A 15,963-nucleotide genomic window follows, 5' to 3' on the forward strand; every position below is an offset into this window, starting at 1 on the left:
AGCGGGCAATCACGGGTCATGCCTGCCCCGGCGCAGTAGGAACGACCGACCCCGTCTTATCGAGGAGACCCCATGGACCAGCCGGAAACCCGACTCGCCCTGCGCGAACTGACCGAGCGCTACGCCTCCCACGCCGACCGCCGCCGCGATGCGGCGATCGCCGAACTCTTCACCGCGGACGGCACATTGGTCATCGAGTGGGGTGGCGAGCAGCCCACGACGACGGTGCGCGGCCGCGCCCGGATCGAGGCGGCCATGCGGCCTCTCGACCGCTACCGCATCACCCGGCACGTGATCGCCAACCAGCTGCTGGACTTCTCCGGTGACGAGGTGCGGGGCGAAACCTATTGCACCGCTTCGCATGTCTACGACGATGCCGACGGCTCCCGGGTCTTCGTCATGCACATCCGCTACGACGACACCTTCGCCCGCGACGGCGGCGCGTGGCGGTTCCGGCAGCGCCGGCTCATCGTCGACTGGACCGAGGATCGGCGGCTGCGCCGCACTCGGTGATCGCCGTCTGCGGCGTGTGATTGCCCCCACCACGACCATGCCGTCCGTTACAGTCGCCCGGCACGAACCGATGCTCTCATCGATGCGCACTGTCAATCGACGTTCCATGGAGGGGTACATGAACACGATCACCCGCAGCGTCACCGGCCTGGCCACCGCGGCCGCCCTCACCGGTGCCGCTCTCGTCCTCGGGACCGGCCCCGCGGCCGCCGACGACTGGCCGGTCCAGCAGGACCGCAGCCCCATCTACGTTTTCGAGACCCACGACTTCCTCACCCCCGGCGACCCCGACTTCTGGAACCCGCTGGTCAACCATGCCCGCCTCACCTCGCCGTACGGCACCTCGACCCGCATCGTCTGCTCCGGCTTCCACGGCGTCACCACCAACTGCGTCCAGGCCGACGCCGACGGCAACCCGCACGCACTGAAGCGGCTGCCGTTCAACTTCCCGAACATGAGCGGCTCCGGCGCTCCGGGTGGCGGTGTCTCGCACTGGGTCTACCCCGGCTTCATCCCCGGGATCAGCTGACCCGCACCGCCTCCACGCGTGCGAAGGGGCTCGCATCCGAAAGGATGCGAGCCCCTTGGCTTTTCCGGCTTACAGGTACTGGCCGGTGTTCGACTCGGTGTCGATGGCGCGGCTGGCGCTGGCGTTCTTCCCCGTCACCAAGGTGCGGATGTAGACGATGCGCTCGCCCTTCTTACCCGAGATGCGGGCCCAGTCATCGGGATTCGTGGTGTTGGGCAGGTCCTCGTTCTCGGAGAACTCGTCCACGATCGAATCGTAGAGATGCTGGATACGCAGACCCGGATTGCCGGTTTCCAGGACGGACTTGATGGCGTACTTCTTGGCACGGTCCACGATGTTCTGGATCATGGCGCCGGAGTTGAAGTCCTTGAAGTACAGGACCTCCTTGTCACCGTTGGCGTAGGTGACCTCCAGGAAGCGGTTGTCCTCGGACTCGGCGTACATGCGGTCCACCACGCGTTCGATGGTGGCCTGCACGCACTTGCCGCGATCGCCGTCGAACTCCTGCAGATCTTCGCTGTGCAGCGGCAGCGTCTCCGTCAGGTACTTGGAGAAGATGTCCTGCGCGGCTTCGGCGTCCGGACGCTCGATCTTGATCTTCACGTCCAGGCGGCCGGGCCGCAGGATCGCGGGATCGATCATGTCCTCACGGTTGGAGGCGCCGATCACGATCACGTTCTCCAGGCCCTCGACGCCGTCGATCTCCGAGAGCAGCTGCGGCACAACGGTGGTCTCCACGTCGGAGGAGACACCCGAACCGCGGGTGCGGAAGATCGAATCCATCTCGTCGAAGAACACGATCACCGGGGTGCCCTCGGACGCCTTCTCGCGGGCCCGCTGGAAGATGATCCGGATGTGGCGCTCGGTCTCACCCACGAACTTGTTGAGCAGCTCGGGGCCCTTGATGTTCAGGAAGAACGACTTGGCTTCCTTGGCATCCTCACCGCGCGCCTCGGCGATCTTCTTGGCGAGCGAGTTGGCAACGGCCTTGGCGATCAACGTCTTACCGCAACCGGGCGGACCGTAGAGCAGCACGCCCTTGGGCGGGCGCAGCGCGTACTCGCGGAACAGATCCTTGTGCAGGAACGGCAATTCGACCGCGTCGCGGATCTGCTCGATCTGGCGCGAGAGACCGCCGATGTCCTCGTAGCCGACATCCGGTACCTCTTCGAGCACCAGGTCCTCGACCTCGGCCTTGGGGATCCGCTCGAAGGCGAATCCGGCCTTGGTGTCGACCAGCAGCGAATCACCCGGCCGCAGTTTGCGAATCGGACGATCCGGATCCTCGAGGTCGTCCACGTCGACCAGGGCGGACAGCGGCCCGGACAACCAGACCACCCGCTCCTCGTCGGCATGCCCGACGACCAGCGCGCGGCGCCCGTCGTCGAGAACCTCACGCAGCGTGCCGATCTCACCGATGGAGTCGAAACCGCTCGCCTCGACCACGGTCAGCGCCTCGTTGAGACGCACGGTCTGCCCGTAGTGGAGGGTGGTGGTGTCGATATTCGGCGAACACGTCAGCCGCATCTTGCGCCCGGAAGTGAACACATCGACCGTCTGATCGTCGTACACGCCGATGAGGACGCCGTAGCCCGAGGGTGGCTGGCCGAGGCGGTCCACTTCCTCACGGAGAGCGACCAGTTGCTGGCGCGCTTCCTTCAAGGTGTCCATCAGTTTGGTATTGCGAATCGTCAGCGAATCGACGCGCGCTTCCAATTCCCGTGTGCGATCCGGCGTGTCGGCGAGTTGCCTCCGGAGTGCAGCGGCCTCGGCACGTACTGCCTCGAGTTCCCTCCAGGCGGCCGAATCCGAATGTTCGATGGGGCTCATGATGCTGCTCCTCCCAGTCCCGGTCTATCAACGCTACCGGGCTCTAACCGTTCCCGCTTTCCGACATGGTTTCGTCGTGATCACATCTAGGCTGCGGCCTGCAGGCCGGACGAGCATGTTAGCCTGCCCTAACCTGTTTCCGGCGAGTTAATCGCCGGCCCGAGCCGAAAGGCGCCGTTGATGCTCCTTCCCACCAGTCGTACTCCTGGTATGCGCAACGTCACGCGGACGCTTCGTGTTTCCGTGGCTACCGTCGCGGCCTTCGCGGCCGTTACGGCAACTGTGACCGGCTGCGGCTCCGACGACAAGGGTTCTTCGTCCTCGACCACCACGGTGTCGGCCACCGCCGCCGCGCCCGCGCCGACCGCGGACGCCCTGCAGGGCGTGCTCACGGCCTTCGCCGACCCGGCGAAGCCGGCTGCCGACAAGGCCAAACTAGTCGTCGACGGCGACAAACGTCTCGGAAATATCGACACCATGAACCAGGGACTGGCCCATTACCAGGTCGGGTTCACCGTCGGTGAGATCAAGCAGGACGGGACCAAGGCCGATGCGAAGGTGTCGGTGACCTCCCCGCACGGCACCATGCCCGACGTCCCGATGACCTTCCAGTACAGCGACGGCGCGTGGAAGCTCTCCGACGCCGGCGCCTGCACCATCCTCGGCATGGCCCGCGCGGCCTGCCAGTAACCACCACCCCCTCGAGTCCCGAAAGGCCCGTTCGTTCATGCTCGCTCGTTCCGTTCGCCTGTCCCTGGCCGTCGCTGCGGCCGCCGTCGCCCTCACCTCGGGTGCGGGCCTCGCCGGCGCCGACACCCCCGCGCCTTCCGCCGACGAGTTGCAGTCGACGCTGACCCGCTTCACCGACCCGGCCGTGCCCGCCGCCGACAAGGCGAACCTGATGGTCAACGGCGGTGCGCGCACCTCGAACATCGAGACGATGAACCGGGGCCTGGCCAACTACGGCAGCATCGGCTGGACGGTCTCGGGCGTGCAGGCCAACGGCGACACCGCCAATGCCTCGGTCGCCATCGTCTCCCCGCACGGCACCATGCCCGGCGTGCCCATGAGCTGGCAGCACACCGACGCGGGCTGGCAGCTGTCGGAGAACACCGGCTGCACCATCCTGGCCATGGGCAAGGCGCCCTGCTGACGCGGAGAAACCGCTTCGCGATCGGCTGAATACGACGAACGCGCCCCCGCCGTTCCGTGGCGGGGGCGCGTTCGTTTCGGGGCCGGTTCCGGCGTCGAGACATATCCTCCCGGCGCGCTAGCCCTTGGACGGGCGGCGCTGGGGCTTGGGGGCGGTGACGCCGTCGGCGAGGCGGCGGGCCTTGACCAGGAAGGCGGTGTGGCCCTGCATGCGGTGTTCGGGGCGCACCGCGAGGCCGACCACGTGCCAGGGGCGGACCATGGATTCCCAGGCGGTGGGCTCGGTCCAGCAGCCCTGGCGGCGCAGCGCCTCGACCACCTCGGAGAGCTGGGTCGTGGTGGCCACGTAGGCGAGGAAGACGCCACCGGGGATGAGGGCCTTGGAGACGGCCTCGAGCGCGTCCCACGGCTTGAGCATGTCGAGGACGACACGGTCGACCTGTTCGCCGGCGTAGTCCGCCACGTCACCGAGGGTGAGTTCCCAGTTGGCGGGGCGTTCGCCGAAGAAGCGCTCGACATTCTTGACCGCGTGCTCGGCGTGGTCGTCGCGGATCTCCCAGGAGATGACCTTGCCCTCGGGGCCGACCGCGCGCAGCAGCGAGCAGGTCAGCGCGCCCGAGCCGGCGCCGGCCTCCAGGACCTTCGCGCCGGGGAACATGTCGCCCTCGTGGACGATCTGGGCGGAGTCCTTGGGGTAGATGACCGCCGCGCCGCGCGGCATGGACAGCACGTAGTCGGTCAGCAGCGGGCGCAGGGCCAGGTAGGGGGTGCCCTTGGCGGAGTTCACCACGCAGCCCTCGTCGGCGCCGATGAGGTCGTCGTGGTTGATGTGGCCGGCGTGGGTGTGGAATTCCTTGCCCACCTCCAGGATCACCGTGAACTTGCGCCCCTTGGCGTCGGTCAGCTGTACCCGGTCACCGATCTGGAATGGGCCGGTCCGTCTGGCCGTCATGAATCTCCGTTCTGCGTGGTTGTGGTGAAGTCGTGCGTCGCCGCGAATGTGCTGCGCCGGATTCGTCCGCACCTTGTCGGTGCCTGCGTTTAGCCTGCCAGGTATGTCGGTTGACGTGATCAGTACCCCGGAGACAGAGCGGTTCGCTCCGCGTGGCCCCGCCCTTTCCCCCTCGCGCGCAATCGATTTCAAGCAGTGCCCGTTGAAATACCGGCTGCGGGTCATCGACCAGATTCCGGAACCGCCCTCGCGGGCGGCGGTGCGCGGCACGGTGGTGCACGCCGTGCTGGAGGCACTGTTCGGGCTGCCCGCCACCGAGCGGGATGCCGAGGCCGCGGCCGCTCTCGTCGAACCCGCGTGGACGGGGGTGCGCGAGTCGCGGCCCGAGGTGGAGTCGCTGATTCCGGCCGACGAGCTGCCCGGGTTCCTGGCCGAGGTGCGCAAGCTGGTGGGCGTGTACTTCCGGCTGGAGGATCCGTCCGGCTTCGATCCGGAGTCGTGCGAGACCTTCATCGAGGCCGACCTCCCCGACGGCACGCCGTTGCGCGGCATCGTGGACCGCATCGACCGCTCGGCCGACGGGGAACTGCACGTCATCGACTACAAGACCGGCCGCGCCCCGGGCCTCACCTACGAGACCCGGGCCCTGTTCCAGCTGAAGTTCTATGCCCTGGTCCTGCTGCGCACCCAGGGCCGGGCCCCGGCGGAACTGCGGCTGATGTACCTCGCCGACGGTGTCACCCTCACCTACGCGCCGGACCCGGAGGAACTGCTGCGCTTCGAGCGGATCCTGTCGGCGCTGTGGGCCGCCATCGTGACCGCCGCCGAGACCGGTGAGTTCCCGCCCAGCCCGAGCTGGCTGTGCGAGTACTGCGATTTCAAGCGACTATGCCCCGAATTCGGCGGCACCCCACCGCCTTTCCCGTCCGGCGAGGACGAGCCGGAATCCGGCCCGTCCTGACCCGACCGGAATCAGAAGGCGCGGCAGGACCTGATATCGGTGGCCAGGATCGCCTTGGCGCCCAGGTCCGCGAGCTGGTCCATGAGCTCGTTGCCGTTCTTGCGCGGCACCAGCGCGCGCACCGCGACCCAGTCGGGATCGGTGAGCGGCGACACGGTCGGCGACTCCAGCCCGGGGGTGATCTTGACGGCCTCGTCGAGCAGCGCCTTGGGGCAGTCGTAGTCCAGCATCAGGTACTGCTGGGCGAAGACCACGCCCTGGATGCGGGCGACGAGCTGATTGCGGGCCTTGTCCTGCTGGTCGGCGCCCTTGGCCTCGATGAGCACGCCCTCCGAGGAGCACAGCGACTCGCCGAAGGCGACCAGGTTGTGCTGGCGCAGGGTGCGGCCGGAGCCGACCACGTCGGCGATGGCGTCGGCGACGCCGAGCTGGATGGAGATCTCGACCGCGCCGTCGAGGCGGATGACCTCGGCCTCGATGCCGTGCCTGGCCAGGTCCGTCAGCACCAGGTTCGGGTAGGAGGTGGCGATGCGCTTGTCGTAGAGGTCCTCGACCTTCCATTCGCGCCCGGCCGGGGCGGCGTAGCGGAAAGTGGAGCGGCCGAAGCCGAGGGCGAGCCGTTCCTGCACGGGCGCACCGGAATCCAGGGCCAGGTCGCGGCCGGTGATGCCGAGGTCGAGTTCGCCGGAACCGACGTAGATGGCAATGTCCTTGGGCCGCAGGAAGTAGAACTCGACCTGGTTGACCGGGTCCAGCACGCTCAGCTCACGGGAGTCGGTGCGCTTGCGGTAGCCCGCCTCGGACAGGATGGCGAGGGCGGATTCGGAGAGTGCGCCCTTGTTGGGGACTGCGACGCGAAGCATGGGAGGTCCTTTCGGAACGGGGAGGGAAGACGTGTCGACAGGGGGCTGAGCGGAACGGTGCGCCGCACCCAGCCCTTGAATGGGCACAGCGTGCGGCGCACCGGCGCATCACAGATGTCGGTACACGTCCTCGAGCCGCAGCCCGCGGCCCACCATCAGCACCTGCACCCAGTAGAGCAGCTGCGAGATCTCCTCGGAGAGTTCCTCATCGCTCTGGTACTCGGCCGCGATCCAGACCTCGCCGGCTTCCTCGAGTACCTTCTTGCCCTGCGCATGCACGCCGGCGTCCAGGGCGGCGACGGTGCCCGACCCCTCGGGGCGGTTGGCGGCACGATCCTGCAGCTCGGCGAACAGGGCTTCGAAAGATTTCACGGGGAGTGATTCTTTCAGACGGGCGCACACTCCCCGCAATCGGTTATACGGTGAGCAGTTCGGCGAGTTCGGTGACCGCCCCGCGCAGCTGCTCGGCGAAGTCGTGCATCTGCTGGGCGACGTGCTTGGGCGTGGCCAGGTAGAGGTTCCAGCGGTCGGGCAGCAGCACGTAGGCGATGCCGATGCACTTGGGGCTGGTGGAGCCGAACCCGAAGTACTGGATGTTCACCGACGGCGCGGAGCTGGTGCTCAGGTAGTCGTCGCGGGTGATGGTCCAGCCGGGGCTGTCGTAGAAGGCCATCGGGGCCGTCGCGCCGAGCTGTTCGCCGCGGCGGCGCTGGATCCACTGCAGTTCCCACAGGTGCTGTTCGGGAGCCTCGCCGCGCTGGCATTCCTGGGCGCGGCGCACGTGTGCCTCGGCGGCGGTGCGCAGGGCCACCAGTTTGCGGTCCCGGTCCACGGCCGGATCCTCCATGGCGGCAACGAAATCCAGCATCTCCTGGGTGATCACGCGCATGGCCTCGGTGCGGCCGTTGCGGAACTGGCGGGTGGCGATGGATTCGTAGGTGGCGCCGTTGAGCCCCTTGCTGCGGCGGTGCGCGAGCTGATAGCTCAGCTGCGCGAAGGCGTCCGGGGAGATGCCCAGCCGCTTGGCGCGGTTGGTGCCGAAGTCGAACGACACCGTGGTGGTGGCGTTGTCGGCGGCGTACTGCGCGAAAGACGCGGCGGCGGAGGCGATCTCGGTCTTGGATTCCGGGCCGAGGACGAACTCGACGGGTTCGATGGCGGGCAGGCCCTGCGCCTGCGCGCCCGACTGTTCGGCGTGGTCGCTCACCGGCGCCTCGAGCAGGGTGTCGACGAAGGACAGGATGGTGGTGCCGTCCAGGCCGCAGTGCTCGACATTGATGCCGGCCTCGCCGTCGGCGAAGACGATGAACGACACCGACTTGTCGAACCAGCGGTTGCCGCTGTCGCCGTGCAGCAGCTGGTCGCAGGCGTGCAGGGTGTCGCGGGGCGCGAAGTCCTCGAGGCAGACGCAGAACAGCGCGGTCTCGATGGTGTCGAAGGCGGCGGCATTGGCGGGCCGCAGGGCCGCGTAGACCGGCGCCCAGTCGGCGCGGGCGAGGGTGGTGAGGTGCCCGGGCGAGGTGTTGGTGGCGGCGCGGCGCGCACCGGCCTTCATGACGGCGCGCAGGCCGTCGGCGAGGTCCTCGGGGGTGTAGGGGACGCCGCCGGGGCCGATGACGTCCATGCGGAACATGGTGCCGCGGTAGAAGACCACGATGTGGCGGGCGTCCGAGGGGCCGGGCCAGGCATCGCTGTAGGGCGCCCGCACGGTGTCCTGTGGCGCGTCCGGTATGCGCGTCTCGGAGAACAGGAACTTGTTCTGCGCCATGTTGAGTCGCGTGCCGCGCTGGGTGGCGGGCGGGATCTCCTCCTTGTCCAGGCGCAGCTTGTAGCCGACGGTCGCGGCGACGAGGGCGGCGGCGCGCTCGCTCTGGTCGGCGCTGGTCGAGGAGGCGAGGGCGGTGTCGTCCCGGAACAGGAAGAAGAAGTTCGCATTCAACGCGATCCGGTCGCGGCGGCCCAGGTAGCGGGAGGGCCAGAACTCGTCGAGCCAGCTGCGCACGCCCGGGGTCTCGTCGAACCGCTGCAGATCGGCGTGCAGGGTGCGGGCGGGGCTGTCGGGGCGCAGCAGATCCTCGACGGCGGCCGCGGTGGCGGCGTACTCGTCGGAGGTCAGCAGGGGCGCGCACCAGTGCAGGAAGCGGGTGCAGCTCTCCTCCAGGGTGGGCAGCGGAACGCGGGGCAGCTGCTCGTCGAAGGCGAAGGTGCTGTCGCTCAAGGGGTGTCCTCGTGGGGTCGTCGGATAGGGGCAACCTGGCATTTGCACACGCGTGACCATCCCCCTGGCGGTCACAGCACCCATTCTTGTCATCGAAACCGTCCGAGCGCCAGGCTTTCGCCCGAAACCACACGGTCCGGACCGGATGTGGATTTACTGCGCCACAATAGTTTTCATGCGGGTTCCGGAGTCACCCGGGATCGCCGATCCCCTTCAGCGCCTGCGGCACCTCGTCGGCCTGCAGGTAGCAGCCCGACTGCTCGAATCCGCCGATGGTGTGGGTCGTGTAGTCGCCGTAGCCGATGCGCAGGAAGTCGTCGCCGCTGAGGCCGTGCACGGTCCAGTCGAAGGCCACGCGGGCACGGGCGACGACCGTGCGCAGCGCCATCAGGTGGTAGCTGCGTGCCACGAATTGGGCTGGGACACCACGCAATCCGATGCCGAGCGGGCGTGCCAGCGCATCGCGGCCGCCGAGGTCGACCACCATGCCGAGATCCGGATGCCGGTAGGGTTCGGATCGTCCGCCACGCAGGGTCGCCAGCAGGTTCTTGCCCAGGTGCCGGCCCTGGCGCATGGCGTGCTGGGCGGTGGGCGCGCACACCTTGTCGACGCCATCGGTCAAATCAGGCACCGCGGCGGCGTCACCCATGGCCCACACGCCCTCCAGCCCGGGAACAGAAAGGTCGGCGTGCGCGATGATGCGTCCCTTGTCGGTTTCCGCGCCGAGGTGCCCGGCCAGCGGGCTCGGGGTGACGCCGGCGGTCCACAGCACGGTGCGGGAGGGGATGAATCGCCCATTGGTGAGTTTCACCCCGTTGGCCGTCACCTCCGCCGCCGACGCTCCCGAGATGAGTTCGATTCCGCGTTCGGCCAGAATCCTTTTCGCCTCCGCGCCGAGCCGCTCGCCCAGCTCCGGCATGATGCGGTCGCCGTGGGTGACCAGGTGCCACCGCACCATGCCGCGTTCGGTCTCGGGGAAGAAGCGCTCGGCGGCGGCGTGGCAGACCTTGTTGAGGACCGCGGCCGTTTCGGTCCCGGCGTAGCCCGCGCCGATGGTGACGAAATTGAGCCGCTCCTGGTCCCCGTCCAGCCCACCGCGCAGGGCGGCGACGTCCAGCTGCCGCAGCACATGGTCGCGCAGGTACATGGCCTCCGACAGCGTCTTCATGCCGAAGCCGTGTTCCTTGAGCCCGGGCACATCGAGGACACGGGTGATGGAGCCCGGGGCCAGGACGAGATGGTCGTACTCGAGGGCGGTTTCGCGGCCGGTGGATCGGCGCACCACGACCCGCCGGGTGTCGTGGTCCACCCCGACCACCATGCCCGGCACCACCTCGGTGCGGCGCAGGATCCGGCGCAGGGACACCGAGACCGACCGAGGGTTGAGGGTGCCGGAGGCGACCTGTGGCAGCAGCGGGAGATACAGCAGTCCGGCGTCGGGCGAGACGAGCTGGACGAACGCCTCGTCGGGCCGTACTCGGCGTTCCAGATATCGGGCGCACTCGACGCCCGCGAAACCACCGCCGATAATTACGATCTTCGCTGGTGCCACCGATTCACCGTAACAATCGTGGGGAGTTTTCAGGTGAATCCGGGATGTGAATTCGATGTGGGACGCGATCAGTGTTCGGTCGCGACGCTGATTTTCGGCCGGGACAGATACAGCTGGGCGTAGAGCCACCCGTCGGATTCGGCGCCGGCGGGGTCGATTCCGCTGTCCGCCAGGGTGTTCAGTACCCGCGCCTGCTCGTCCGCGGAGGCGAAGCGCCGCTGGCGGAACACGCCGGGTGCGCGTTCGGTGCGATAGCCGAGGGTCTCCAGATGGGCGGCGATGGGGTCGAAGGAGAACATGCGCAGCACGAAATGCGCCATCCAGGGCAGTTTTCCGCCGTGGGCGCGGGCCACCCGCAGCAGGGTGCGTTCGGAGACGTAGCCGACGCAGCCGGTGGAGATGACCAGGTCCGCGGCGGCAAGGGTGCGACGCTGGGCCTCGGTGGGCTCGCCCGACTCCAGGTCGGCGTGCACGGCGTCCTGGAGGAAGCCGGCGGCGCCGGCGTAGTCGAGGGCGGGGCGGGAGGCGTCCATGCCGATGAAGCGGACGCCGGGGAGCTGATCATGGGTGTGCAGCAGCTGCCGGTCGCGGTCGATGAGCGCGGCGGTGTCGTCCGCGTCGCGGCCGCGGTACCGTCCGGCCAGGTCGGTCATGGTGGTGTCCAGGCGCAGCAGGGCCGCGTTCACGCCGTAGGAGCAGCCGATGTCGAGGACGGCGGGGGTGGCGATGCCGGTGGCCGACCGATACTCCGCGAGTAATCGCTGGAAATGCGGTTTGGCCAATTCCGGTATCTGGTAATCCAATTCGGCCATGCGCGCGTAATACTCGCGTGGATCGGGGCGGTCGTAGATGTGGTCGAACGAGGCTTTTCCGGTGGAGCTGTGTAACGAAACCGGCACGCGCTGTTCCCTCTCAGTCGAGCAGTCGATCGCCGCGGACCTCACCGACGGCCAGATGATCCGGCAGTACCCGCCCGAACAGCTGCCGGGTCCGCTCGGCGGTGCCGACCAGTCCCGGGGTGTCGCTGTAGGCGAAGATCGCCGAATGCCGTTGCACCGTCCCGCCTACGGGCGAGACCCGGTGCAACGAGAATCTCCCCTGGAACAGCTGCAGATCCCCCGGCCGCAACTCCAGCCGCCGGATGAACCGCTCCCCCTGCCCCGTCAGCACGGCCCGCACATCCGCGAGGTGCTCCGCCTCCCGCGACCGGATGTTCGGGCAGTACTCGAACACCCCACCGCAGTCCGGCTCCTGCGTGAGCATGCTGACGGTGAACTCGTTGGTATCGAAATGCCACGGATGCGACATTCCCGGCGCGACCACATTGAGGCACAGCCCCGCCAGCGGATCGGTGTACTCGTGCAGCTCGGTCAGCCCGAAGCAGTCGGCCACGAACCGCTGGAACCGGCGATCGGTGTACAGCCGCTGGATCAGCGCGTCGGCGGGAATGAGATCCCTTGCCACGAACGCGTTCCCGCGGTGCAGCACGATCCGCCCCGGATGGTCCGGCGGGAGATCGGTATCGAGGGGAATGTTGTACGCGTTGACGTCCTCCACGGTGTAATACGCGTGCGGAGCCAATGCCACCCCCTCGCCGCGCAAGGTATCCAGCAGCTCGGGCCTGATGAACCCGCGCAGCACGCAGCATCCATCCGCGGCCAGCTCGGCCCGCGCCTCGCCCACCGCCGCCAGCCACGCCGCAGTCCCCGGCGAGTCCAGCGGATACTTCCCGACATCTACTCCCGGCACCGGCTCCCCGCCCGCCGCCGCATCGGCTTCCCACGAGTCTGCCCGACCCCCGACCGCAACCATGCGGCCTATTCTTGCTGCTGAACGCCCGACACGCCCGAGTTCCACTCTGATTGTGAATACTCACTATTCCTGCGCCCCAGCAGGTTTCATACGGTACAGGTCGTCCGCTTCATGGCAGCCGCCATCGGCCGTCGCGACTCTACGCCACCCGGATCAGCCGATATCCACCGCCCGGGCGAGTCCATCCCGCGCCAGGGCGAGGCGGACATCGGGCGGTTGATTCCGGTTGCGCTACAAGCGGATTCATGACGGTTGACAACGCTCCTGAACGGGGTACACCGGTAGTGAGAGGACCGGCGTGATGGGCAGTCAGGGATCGTGGGAGACCATCAACCGGGCGCTGAATCGGGTGTCCGGGCCGGGGAGGCGCGGCACCGAGTGGACTACCTACCTGTGTCCGGTGCACGAGGCGGATGGGCGGCGGCATCGGCCGTCGCTGGGGGTCGTGTACAACCTGCAGCGGCAGCGGACGGTCGTCCGGTGTTTCGCCGGGTGTTCGGATGAGGAGGTGCTGGAGCGGCTCGGGCTGCGGGTGCGGGACCTGTTCGACGCGCCGGCGGAGCGGCGGGGGTCGCCGACGCGGGAGACGGTGGAGACGGGGCTGGCCGATCGGGCCATTTTGGCTGCGGGGCTGGCGCTTTCGGTGCACAAGCGTGACTTCGGTCCGCCGATCGGACGGTCGCGGCGGGTGGCGGCGTATATCTACCGGTGGCCGGATGGCAGTCCGGCGGGGTGTGTGTTCCGGGTTCGGACCCTGCATCGGCAGGGGTATGTGAAGAGCTTCTATCAGCAGCGCCGGACCGAAACCGGTTGGGAGTACGGCGGATTCGAGCGCCTTCCGTTCCATTTGCCGGAGGTGATCGACGCCGTGGAGGACGGCCGTGACATCGTCGTCTGTGAGGGTGAGGCGGATGTTCTCACTGCCACGCGTGCCGGGTTGACCGCCACCTGCAATGCGGGCGGGGCGAACGGGTGGCATCGGGAGCATGCCGAATGGCTGCGCGGTGCGCATCGGGTGTGCGTGGTCGCCGATCGGGATGCGCCGGGGTATCGGCATGCGGCGAAAGTTGCCGAGTCACTGGTCGATTGCGTGGATGAGCTGCGGGTGATGCAGGCTCGGGACGGAAAGGATCTCACCGATCACTGCAATGCGGGGCATCAGGTGTCGGAACTGGATCCGGTGCCCGTGCTGGACGAGCACTATCGCGGGCGGTGAGCACGGTCGCGGGCGGTCGCTCGGCGGGCGGTGGTGACGGCACGCTGGTAGCGGTCGATCAGGGTGCGCAGGGCGGCGACCAGATCGGGGGAATCGACGATGTCGAAGTCGGCGTCCAGCAGACCCAGGTAGAGGGCGAGCATTTCCGGGTGGTCGGAGCCGGGCTCGAAGGCGCAGCGGTTGTCGCCGAGTTCCTCGATGTCGATGGGGATCGGGATGCGGGCGCGGGCGTGAGCGGCGGGGGCGTGCACGATCATGCGGGCGCGGAAATGCCACGTCGCCGAGCCGATTCCGCGTTCGACATAGGACGCGATCTCGGGGTCGGGTGGCAGGGGGCGCGGGGTGAAGCGCGGTCCGGCCGGTGGGCGCGGGTCCATGCGGTCGACGCGGAAGGTGCGCCAGTCACCGCGGTCGAGATCCCAGGCCAGCAGGTACCAGCGCTGGCGGTGGTTGACGAGACGGTACGGCTCGACCACACGCCGGGAGGATGCGCCCGAGTGGGTCCGATAGTCGAACCGCAGGCGTTCGTGGTCGCGGCACGCGGCGGCGATGGCGGTCAGCGCGTCGGCGCTGACCCGGGGCCCGCGCATCGGAACCGGCAATGCGTTCTGGAAGGCACTGACCCGATGCCGCAGCCGTGACGGCAGGATCTGCTGCAGCTTGGTGAGCGCGCGCAGCGATGTCTCCTCGATGCCGAGAACCGAACCGCTTGCGGCGGTGCGCAATCCGACGGCCACCGCGACGGCCTCGTCATCGTCGAGCAGCAGCGGCGGCAGCGCGCCACCGGTCCCGAGCCGGTATCCCCCGTCCACGCCGGGCCGCGCTTCCACCGGATAGCCGAGTTCGCGCAGCCGATCCATGTCCTTGCGGATCGTGCGCGGGGTGACCTCGAGCCGTGTGGCGAGTTCGGCCCCGGTCCAGTCGCGCCGGGATTGCAGCAGCGACAGCAGCCGCAGCAGGCGGGCGGAGGTTTCCAACATTTCTCGATGGTATCCGCGAATTGCGGAACGAACTGTTCCGCAATAGTCCATACCGTGGTGTCGAGCCGAAGATGAAGAGCCTCCGGCGAGGTTCTCCCCAGTGAACGGAACAGCCTGATGAGCACCGAGATTCACCCCTTCACCCTCGACGTTCCCCAGTCCGACCTGGACTATCTGCACGACCGCCTGGACCGCGCCCGCTGGGCCGCCCAGCTGCCCGGCACCGGCTGGGAGCGCGGCATCCCCGAAACCGCCCTGCACGAGCTGGCCGACTATTGGCGCACCGAATTCGATTGGCGCGCACAGGAAGCCAAGCTCAATTCCTTCCCCCAGTTCACCACCGAGATCGACGGCCAGCACATCCACTTCCTGCATGTCCGTTCCGAGCGCCCCGATGCCCGGCCGCTGCTGATCACCCACGGATTCCCCAGCTCGATCGCCGAGTTCATGGGCCTGATCGGCCTGCTCACCGACCCCGCCGAGGGCCCGGCCTTCCATGTGATCGCCCCGTCCCTGCCCGGCTACACCCTGTCCACGCCGCTGAGCGCCGTCGGCTGGACAATGGCCCGCGCCGCCCGCGCGTGGATCGAGCTCATGGCCCGCCTGGGTTACGACCGCTACGGCCTGCACGGCGGCGATGTCGGCAGCGGCGTCTCGGGCCTGGTCGCGGCCCTGGACCCCGAGCACGTCACCGGCGTCCATGTGGTCACCGACCCGCTCACCGCCGCCAATGTCGCCACCTTCCTGCCCGGTTTGGCCGACGGCCTCGACCCCAACGACCCGATCGACAAGGTCATTCTGGATCGGATGGACGCCTTCCGCCGCGAGGGTTCCGGCTACCTGGCCATCCAGAATTCCCGCCCCCAGACCATCGGCTACGGCCTGGTCGACTCCCCCCTGCTCCAATTGGCCTGGATCGCTGAGAAATTCGAGGCGTGGACCGACCTCCCCATCGACCGCGACCAACTGCTCACCACCGTCAGCCTCTACTGGTTCACCGGCTCCGGCGCCTCGGCCGCCCACACCCTCTACGAGCAGTCCCACTCCACCGAATGGGGCACTCCCCCGTCGGTCCCCCAGGGCTTCGCCATCTTCGGCGCGGACGAGACCGTCCGCCGCGTCGTCCCCGCCCCCGCCGACGCCCACTGGACCGAATTCGAACGCGGCCTGCACTTCCCGGCCATGGAGGCCCCCGCCAACCTCGCCCGCGACCTCCAGACCTTCTTCGGCCCGCTGCGCTGACCCCGGAAAACGTGAACCGGGGCGGGGGGGAAGGCGGAAGGGTTTCCATCAACCAGAAAACATCCTCCAACCCCACCCCCCCCACCACCATTTCCCCTACCACACCCCCTCGGCGTCCTCCAATATCTCCCCCGCCTCGTGCC

At 68.3% G+C, this 15,963-nt stretch carries 16 protein-coding genes; 7 read left to right on the top strand and 9 right to left on the bottom strand.

All coding sequences use genetic code 11. The annotated features are described in order from the left end of the window. The first annotated feature begins 72 nt into the window (after positions 1–72). Positions 73–513 carry a nuclear transport factor 2 family protein gene (locus ACFXN1_RS22185; RefSeq protein WP_379440768.1) on the top strand — a complete coding sequence of 147 codons (441 nt, stop codon included), beginning with the start codon at positions 73–75 and terminating at the stop codon, positions 511–513. Between the two features lie 118 nt (positions 514–631). After that, positions 632–1,042, top strand: a complete 411-nt coding sequence (locus ACFXN1_RS22190; protein ID WP_379440770.1) for a hypothetical protein — start codon at positions 632–634, stop codon at positions 1,040–1,042. Between the two features lie 69 nt (positions 1,043–1,111). Here the strand turns inward: ACFXN1_RS22190 and arc are convergent, their stop codons facing one another. Continuing rightward, the gene (arc, locus tag ACFXN1_RS22195; protein WP_379440771.1) at positions 1,112–2,872 is read right to left on the bottom strand and encodes a proteasome ATPase; all 1,761 of its coding nucleotides are present in this window, start codon (positions 2,870–2,872) and stop codon (positions 1,112–1,114) included. 243 nt (positions 2,873–3,115) lie between these two features. Here arc and ACFXN1_RS22200 point away from each other — a divergent pair, with 243 nt between their 5' ends. Both ACFXN1_RS22200 and ACFXN1_RS22205 read left to right on the top strand, forming a co-directional pair. Then, the gene (locus ACFXN1_RS22200) at positions 3,116–3,562 is read left to right on the top strand and encodes a hypothetical protein (RefSeq protein ID WP_354832102.1); all 447 of its coding nucleotides are present in this window, start codon (positions 3,116–3,118) and stop codon (positions 3,560–3,562) included. A gap of 37 nt (positions 3,563–3,599) precedes the next feature. Then, complete coding sequence (locus ACFXN1_RS22205) at positions 3,600–4,025, top strand: hypothetical protein (protein WP_379440773.1); 426 nt, start codon at positions 3,600–3,602, stop codon at positions 4,023–4,025. 117 nt (positions 4,026–4,142) lie between these two features. Here ACFXN1_RS22205 and ACFXN1_RS22210 read toward each other — a convergent pair whose 3' ends face one another. Next, positions 4,143–4,976: a tRNA (adenine-N1)-methyltransferase gene (locus tag ACFXN1_RS22210; protein ID WP_379385967.1), complete on the bottom strand. Its 834-nt coding sequence runs from the start codon at positions 4,974–4,976 to the stop codon at positions 4,143–4,145. A gap of 103 nt (positions 4,977–5,079) precedes the next feature. Here ACFXN1_RS22210 and ACFXN1_RS22215 point away from each other — a divergent pair, with 103 nt between their 5' ends. Next, entirely contained in the window at positions 5,080–5,937 is an 858-nt protein-coding gene (locus ACFXN1_RS22215; protein WP_379385968.1) for a RecB family exonuclease, read from the top strand. Between the two features lie 11 nt (positions 5,938–5,948). Here the strand turns inward: ACFXN1_RS22215 and hisG are convergent, their stop codons facing one another. The 6 genes from hisG to ACFXN1_RS22245 form a co-directional block, all read right to left on the bottom strand. Then, positions 5,949–6,800, bottom strand: coding sequence for an ATP phosphoribosyltransferase (hisG, locus tag ACFXN1_RS22220; RefSeq protein ID WP_379440776.1), 852 nt, complete (start codon positions 6,798–6,800; stop codon positions 5,949–5,951). A 108-nt stretch (positions 6,801–6,908) separates the two neighbouring features. Further along, positions 6,909–7,172 carry a phosphoribosyl-ATP diphosphatase gene (locus ACFXN1_RS22225; protein ID WP_033085388.1) on the bottom strand — a complete coding sequence of 88 codons (264 nt, stop codon included), beginning with the start codon at positions 7,170–7,172 and terminating at the stop codon, positions 6,909–6,911. Between the two features lie 43 nt (positions 7,173–7,215). Next, the gene (locus ACFXN1_RS22230; protein ID WP_379440777.1) at positions 7,216–9,018 is read right to left on the bottom strand and encodes a choline/carnitine O-acyltransferase; all 1,803 of its coding nucleotides are present in this window, start codon (positions 9,016–9,018) and stop codon (positions 7,216–7,218) included. A 190-nt stretch (positions 9,019–9,208) separates the two neighbouring features. Further along, positions 9,209–10,570, bottom strand: coding sequence for an NAD(P)/FAD-dependent oxidoreductase (locus ACFXN1_RS22235; protein ID WP_379440779.1), 1,362 nt, complete (start codon positions 10,568–10,570; stop codon positions 9,209–9,211). A 68-nt stretch (positions 10,571–10,638) separates the two neighbouring features. Further along, a complete protein-coding gene (locus tag ACFXN1_RS22240) occupies positions 10,639–11,469 on the bottom strand; it encodes a class I SAM-dependent methyltransferase (RefSeq protein ID WP_379440781.1) in 831 nt (276 codons plus the stop codon). Positions 11,470–11,482: 13 nt separating this feature from the next. Beyond that, positions 11,483–12,382, bottom strand: a complete 900-nt coding sequence (locus ACFXN1_RS22245) for an arpA protein (protein ID WP_379440782.1) — start codon at positions 12,380–12,382, stop codon at positions 11,483–11,485. A gap of 301 nt (positions 12,383–12,683) precedes the next feature. Here ACFXN1_RS22245 and ACFXN1_RS22250 point away from each other — a divergent pair, with 301 nt between their 5' ends. Then, positions 12,684–13,598, top strand: a complete 915-nt coding sequence (locus ACFXN1_RS22250) for a toprim domain-containing protein (protein WP_379440784.1) — start codon at positions 12,684–12,686, stop codon at positions 13,596–13,598. On the opposite strand, the gene ACFXN1_RS22255 is transcribed toward ACFXN1_RS22250, so the two are convergent. Beyond that, positions 13,583–14,578 (bottom strand): helix-turn-helix transcriptional regulator, encoded by a 996-nt coding sequence (locus tag ACFXN1_RS22255; RefSeq protein WP_379440785.1) that lies wholly within the window; start codon positions 14,576–14,578, stop codon positions 13,583–13,585. The two genes, ACFXN1_RS22250 and ACFXN1_RS22255, sit on opposite strands and share 16 nt — an antisense overlap. 117 nt (positions 14,579–14,695) lie before the next feature. On the opposite strand from ACFXN1_RS22255, the gene ACFXN1_RS22260 reads away from it, so the two are divergent. Then, a complete protein-coding gene (locus ACFXN1_RS22260) occupies positions 14,696–15,820 on the top strand; it encodes an epoxide hydrolase family protein (RefSeq protein WP_379440787.1) in 1,125 nt (374 codons plus the stop codon). Positions 15,821–15,963: the final 143 nt, after the last annotated feature.

Origin of the sequence: Nocardia sp. NPDC059154 (genome assembly GCF_042755705.1) — a bacterium.
Lineage (GTDB): Bacteria > Actinomycetota > Actinomycetes > Mycobacteriales > Mycobacteriaceae > Nocardia.

Excerpts from the sequence above, each read along its gene's own strand:
- ACFXN1_RS22260 (WP_379440787.1), top strand. The coding sequence starts at position 14,696 with ATGAGCACCGAGATTCACCCCTTCACCCTCGACGTTCCCCAGTCCGAC.
- ACFXN1_RS22190 (WP_379440770.1), top strand. The coding sequence starts at position 632 with ATGAACACGATCACCCGCAGCGTCACCGGCCTGGCCACCGCGGCCGCC.
- hisG (WP_379440776.1), bottom strand. The coding sequence starts at position 6,800 with ATGCTTCGCGTCGCAGTCCCCAACAAGGGCGCACTCTCCGAATCCGCC.
- ACFXN1_RS22215 (WP_379385968.1), top strand. The coding sequence starts at position 5,080 with ATGTCGGTTGACGTGATCAGTACCCCGGAGACAGAGCGGTTCGCTCCG.
- ACFXN1_RS22210 (WP_379385967.1), bottom strand. The coding sequence starts at position 4,976 with ATGACGGCCAGACGGACCGGCCCATTCCAGATCGGTGACCGGGTACAG.
- ACFXN1_RS22255 (WP_379440785.1), bottom strand. The coding sequence starts at position 14,578 with ATGTTGGAAACCTCCGCCCGCCTGCTGCGGCTGCTGTCGCTGCTGCAA.
- ACFXN1_RS22250 (WP_379440784.1), top strand. The coding sequence starts at position 12,684 with ATGGGCAGTCAGGGATCGTGGGAGACCATCAACCGGGCGCTGAATCGG.
- arc (WP_379440771.1), bottom strand. The coding sequence starts at position 2,872 with ATGAGCCCCATCGAACATTCGGATTCGGCCGCCTGGAGGGAACTCGAG.
- ACFXN1_RS22205 (WP_379440773.1), top strand. The coding sequence starts at position 3,600 with ATGCTCGCTCGTTCCGTTCGCCTGTCCCTGGCCGTCGCTGCGGCCGCC.
- ACFXN1_RS22185 (WP_379440768.1), top strand. The coding sequence starts at position 73 with ATGGACCAGCCGGAAACCCGACTCGCCCTGCGCGAACTGACCGAGCGC.
- ACFXN1_RS22245 (WP_379440782.1), bottom strand. The coding sequence starts at position 12,382 with ATGGTTGCGGTCGGGGGTCGGGCAGACTCGTGGGAAGCCGATGCGGCG.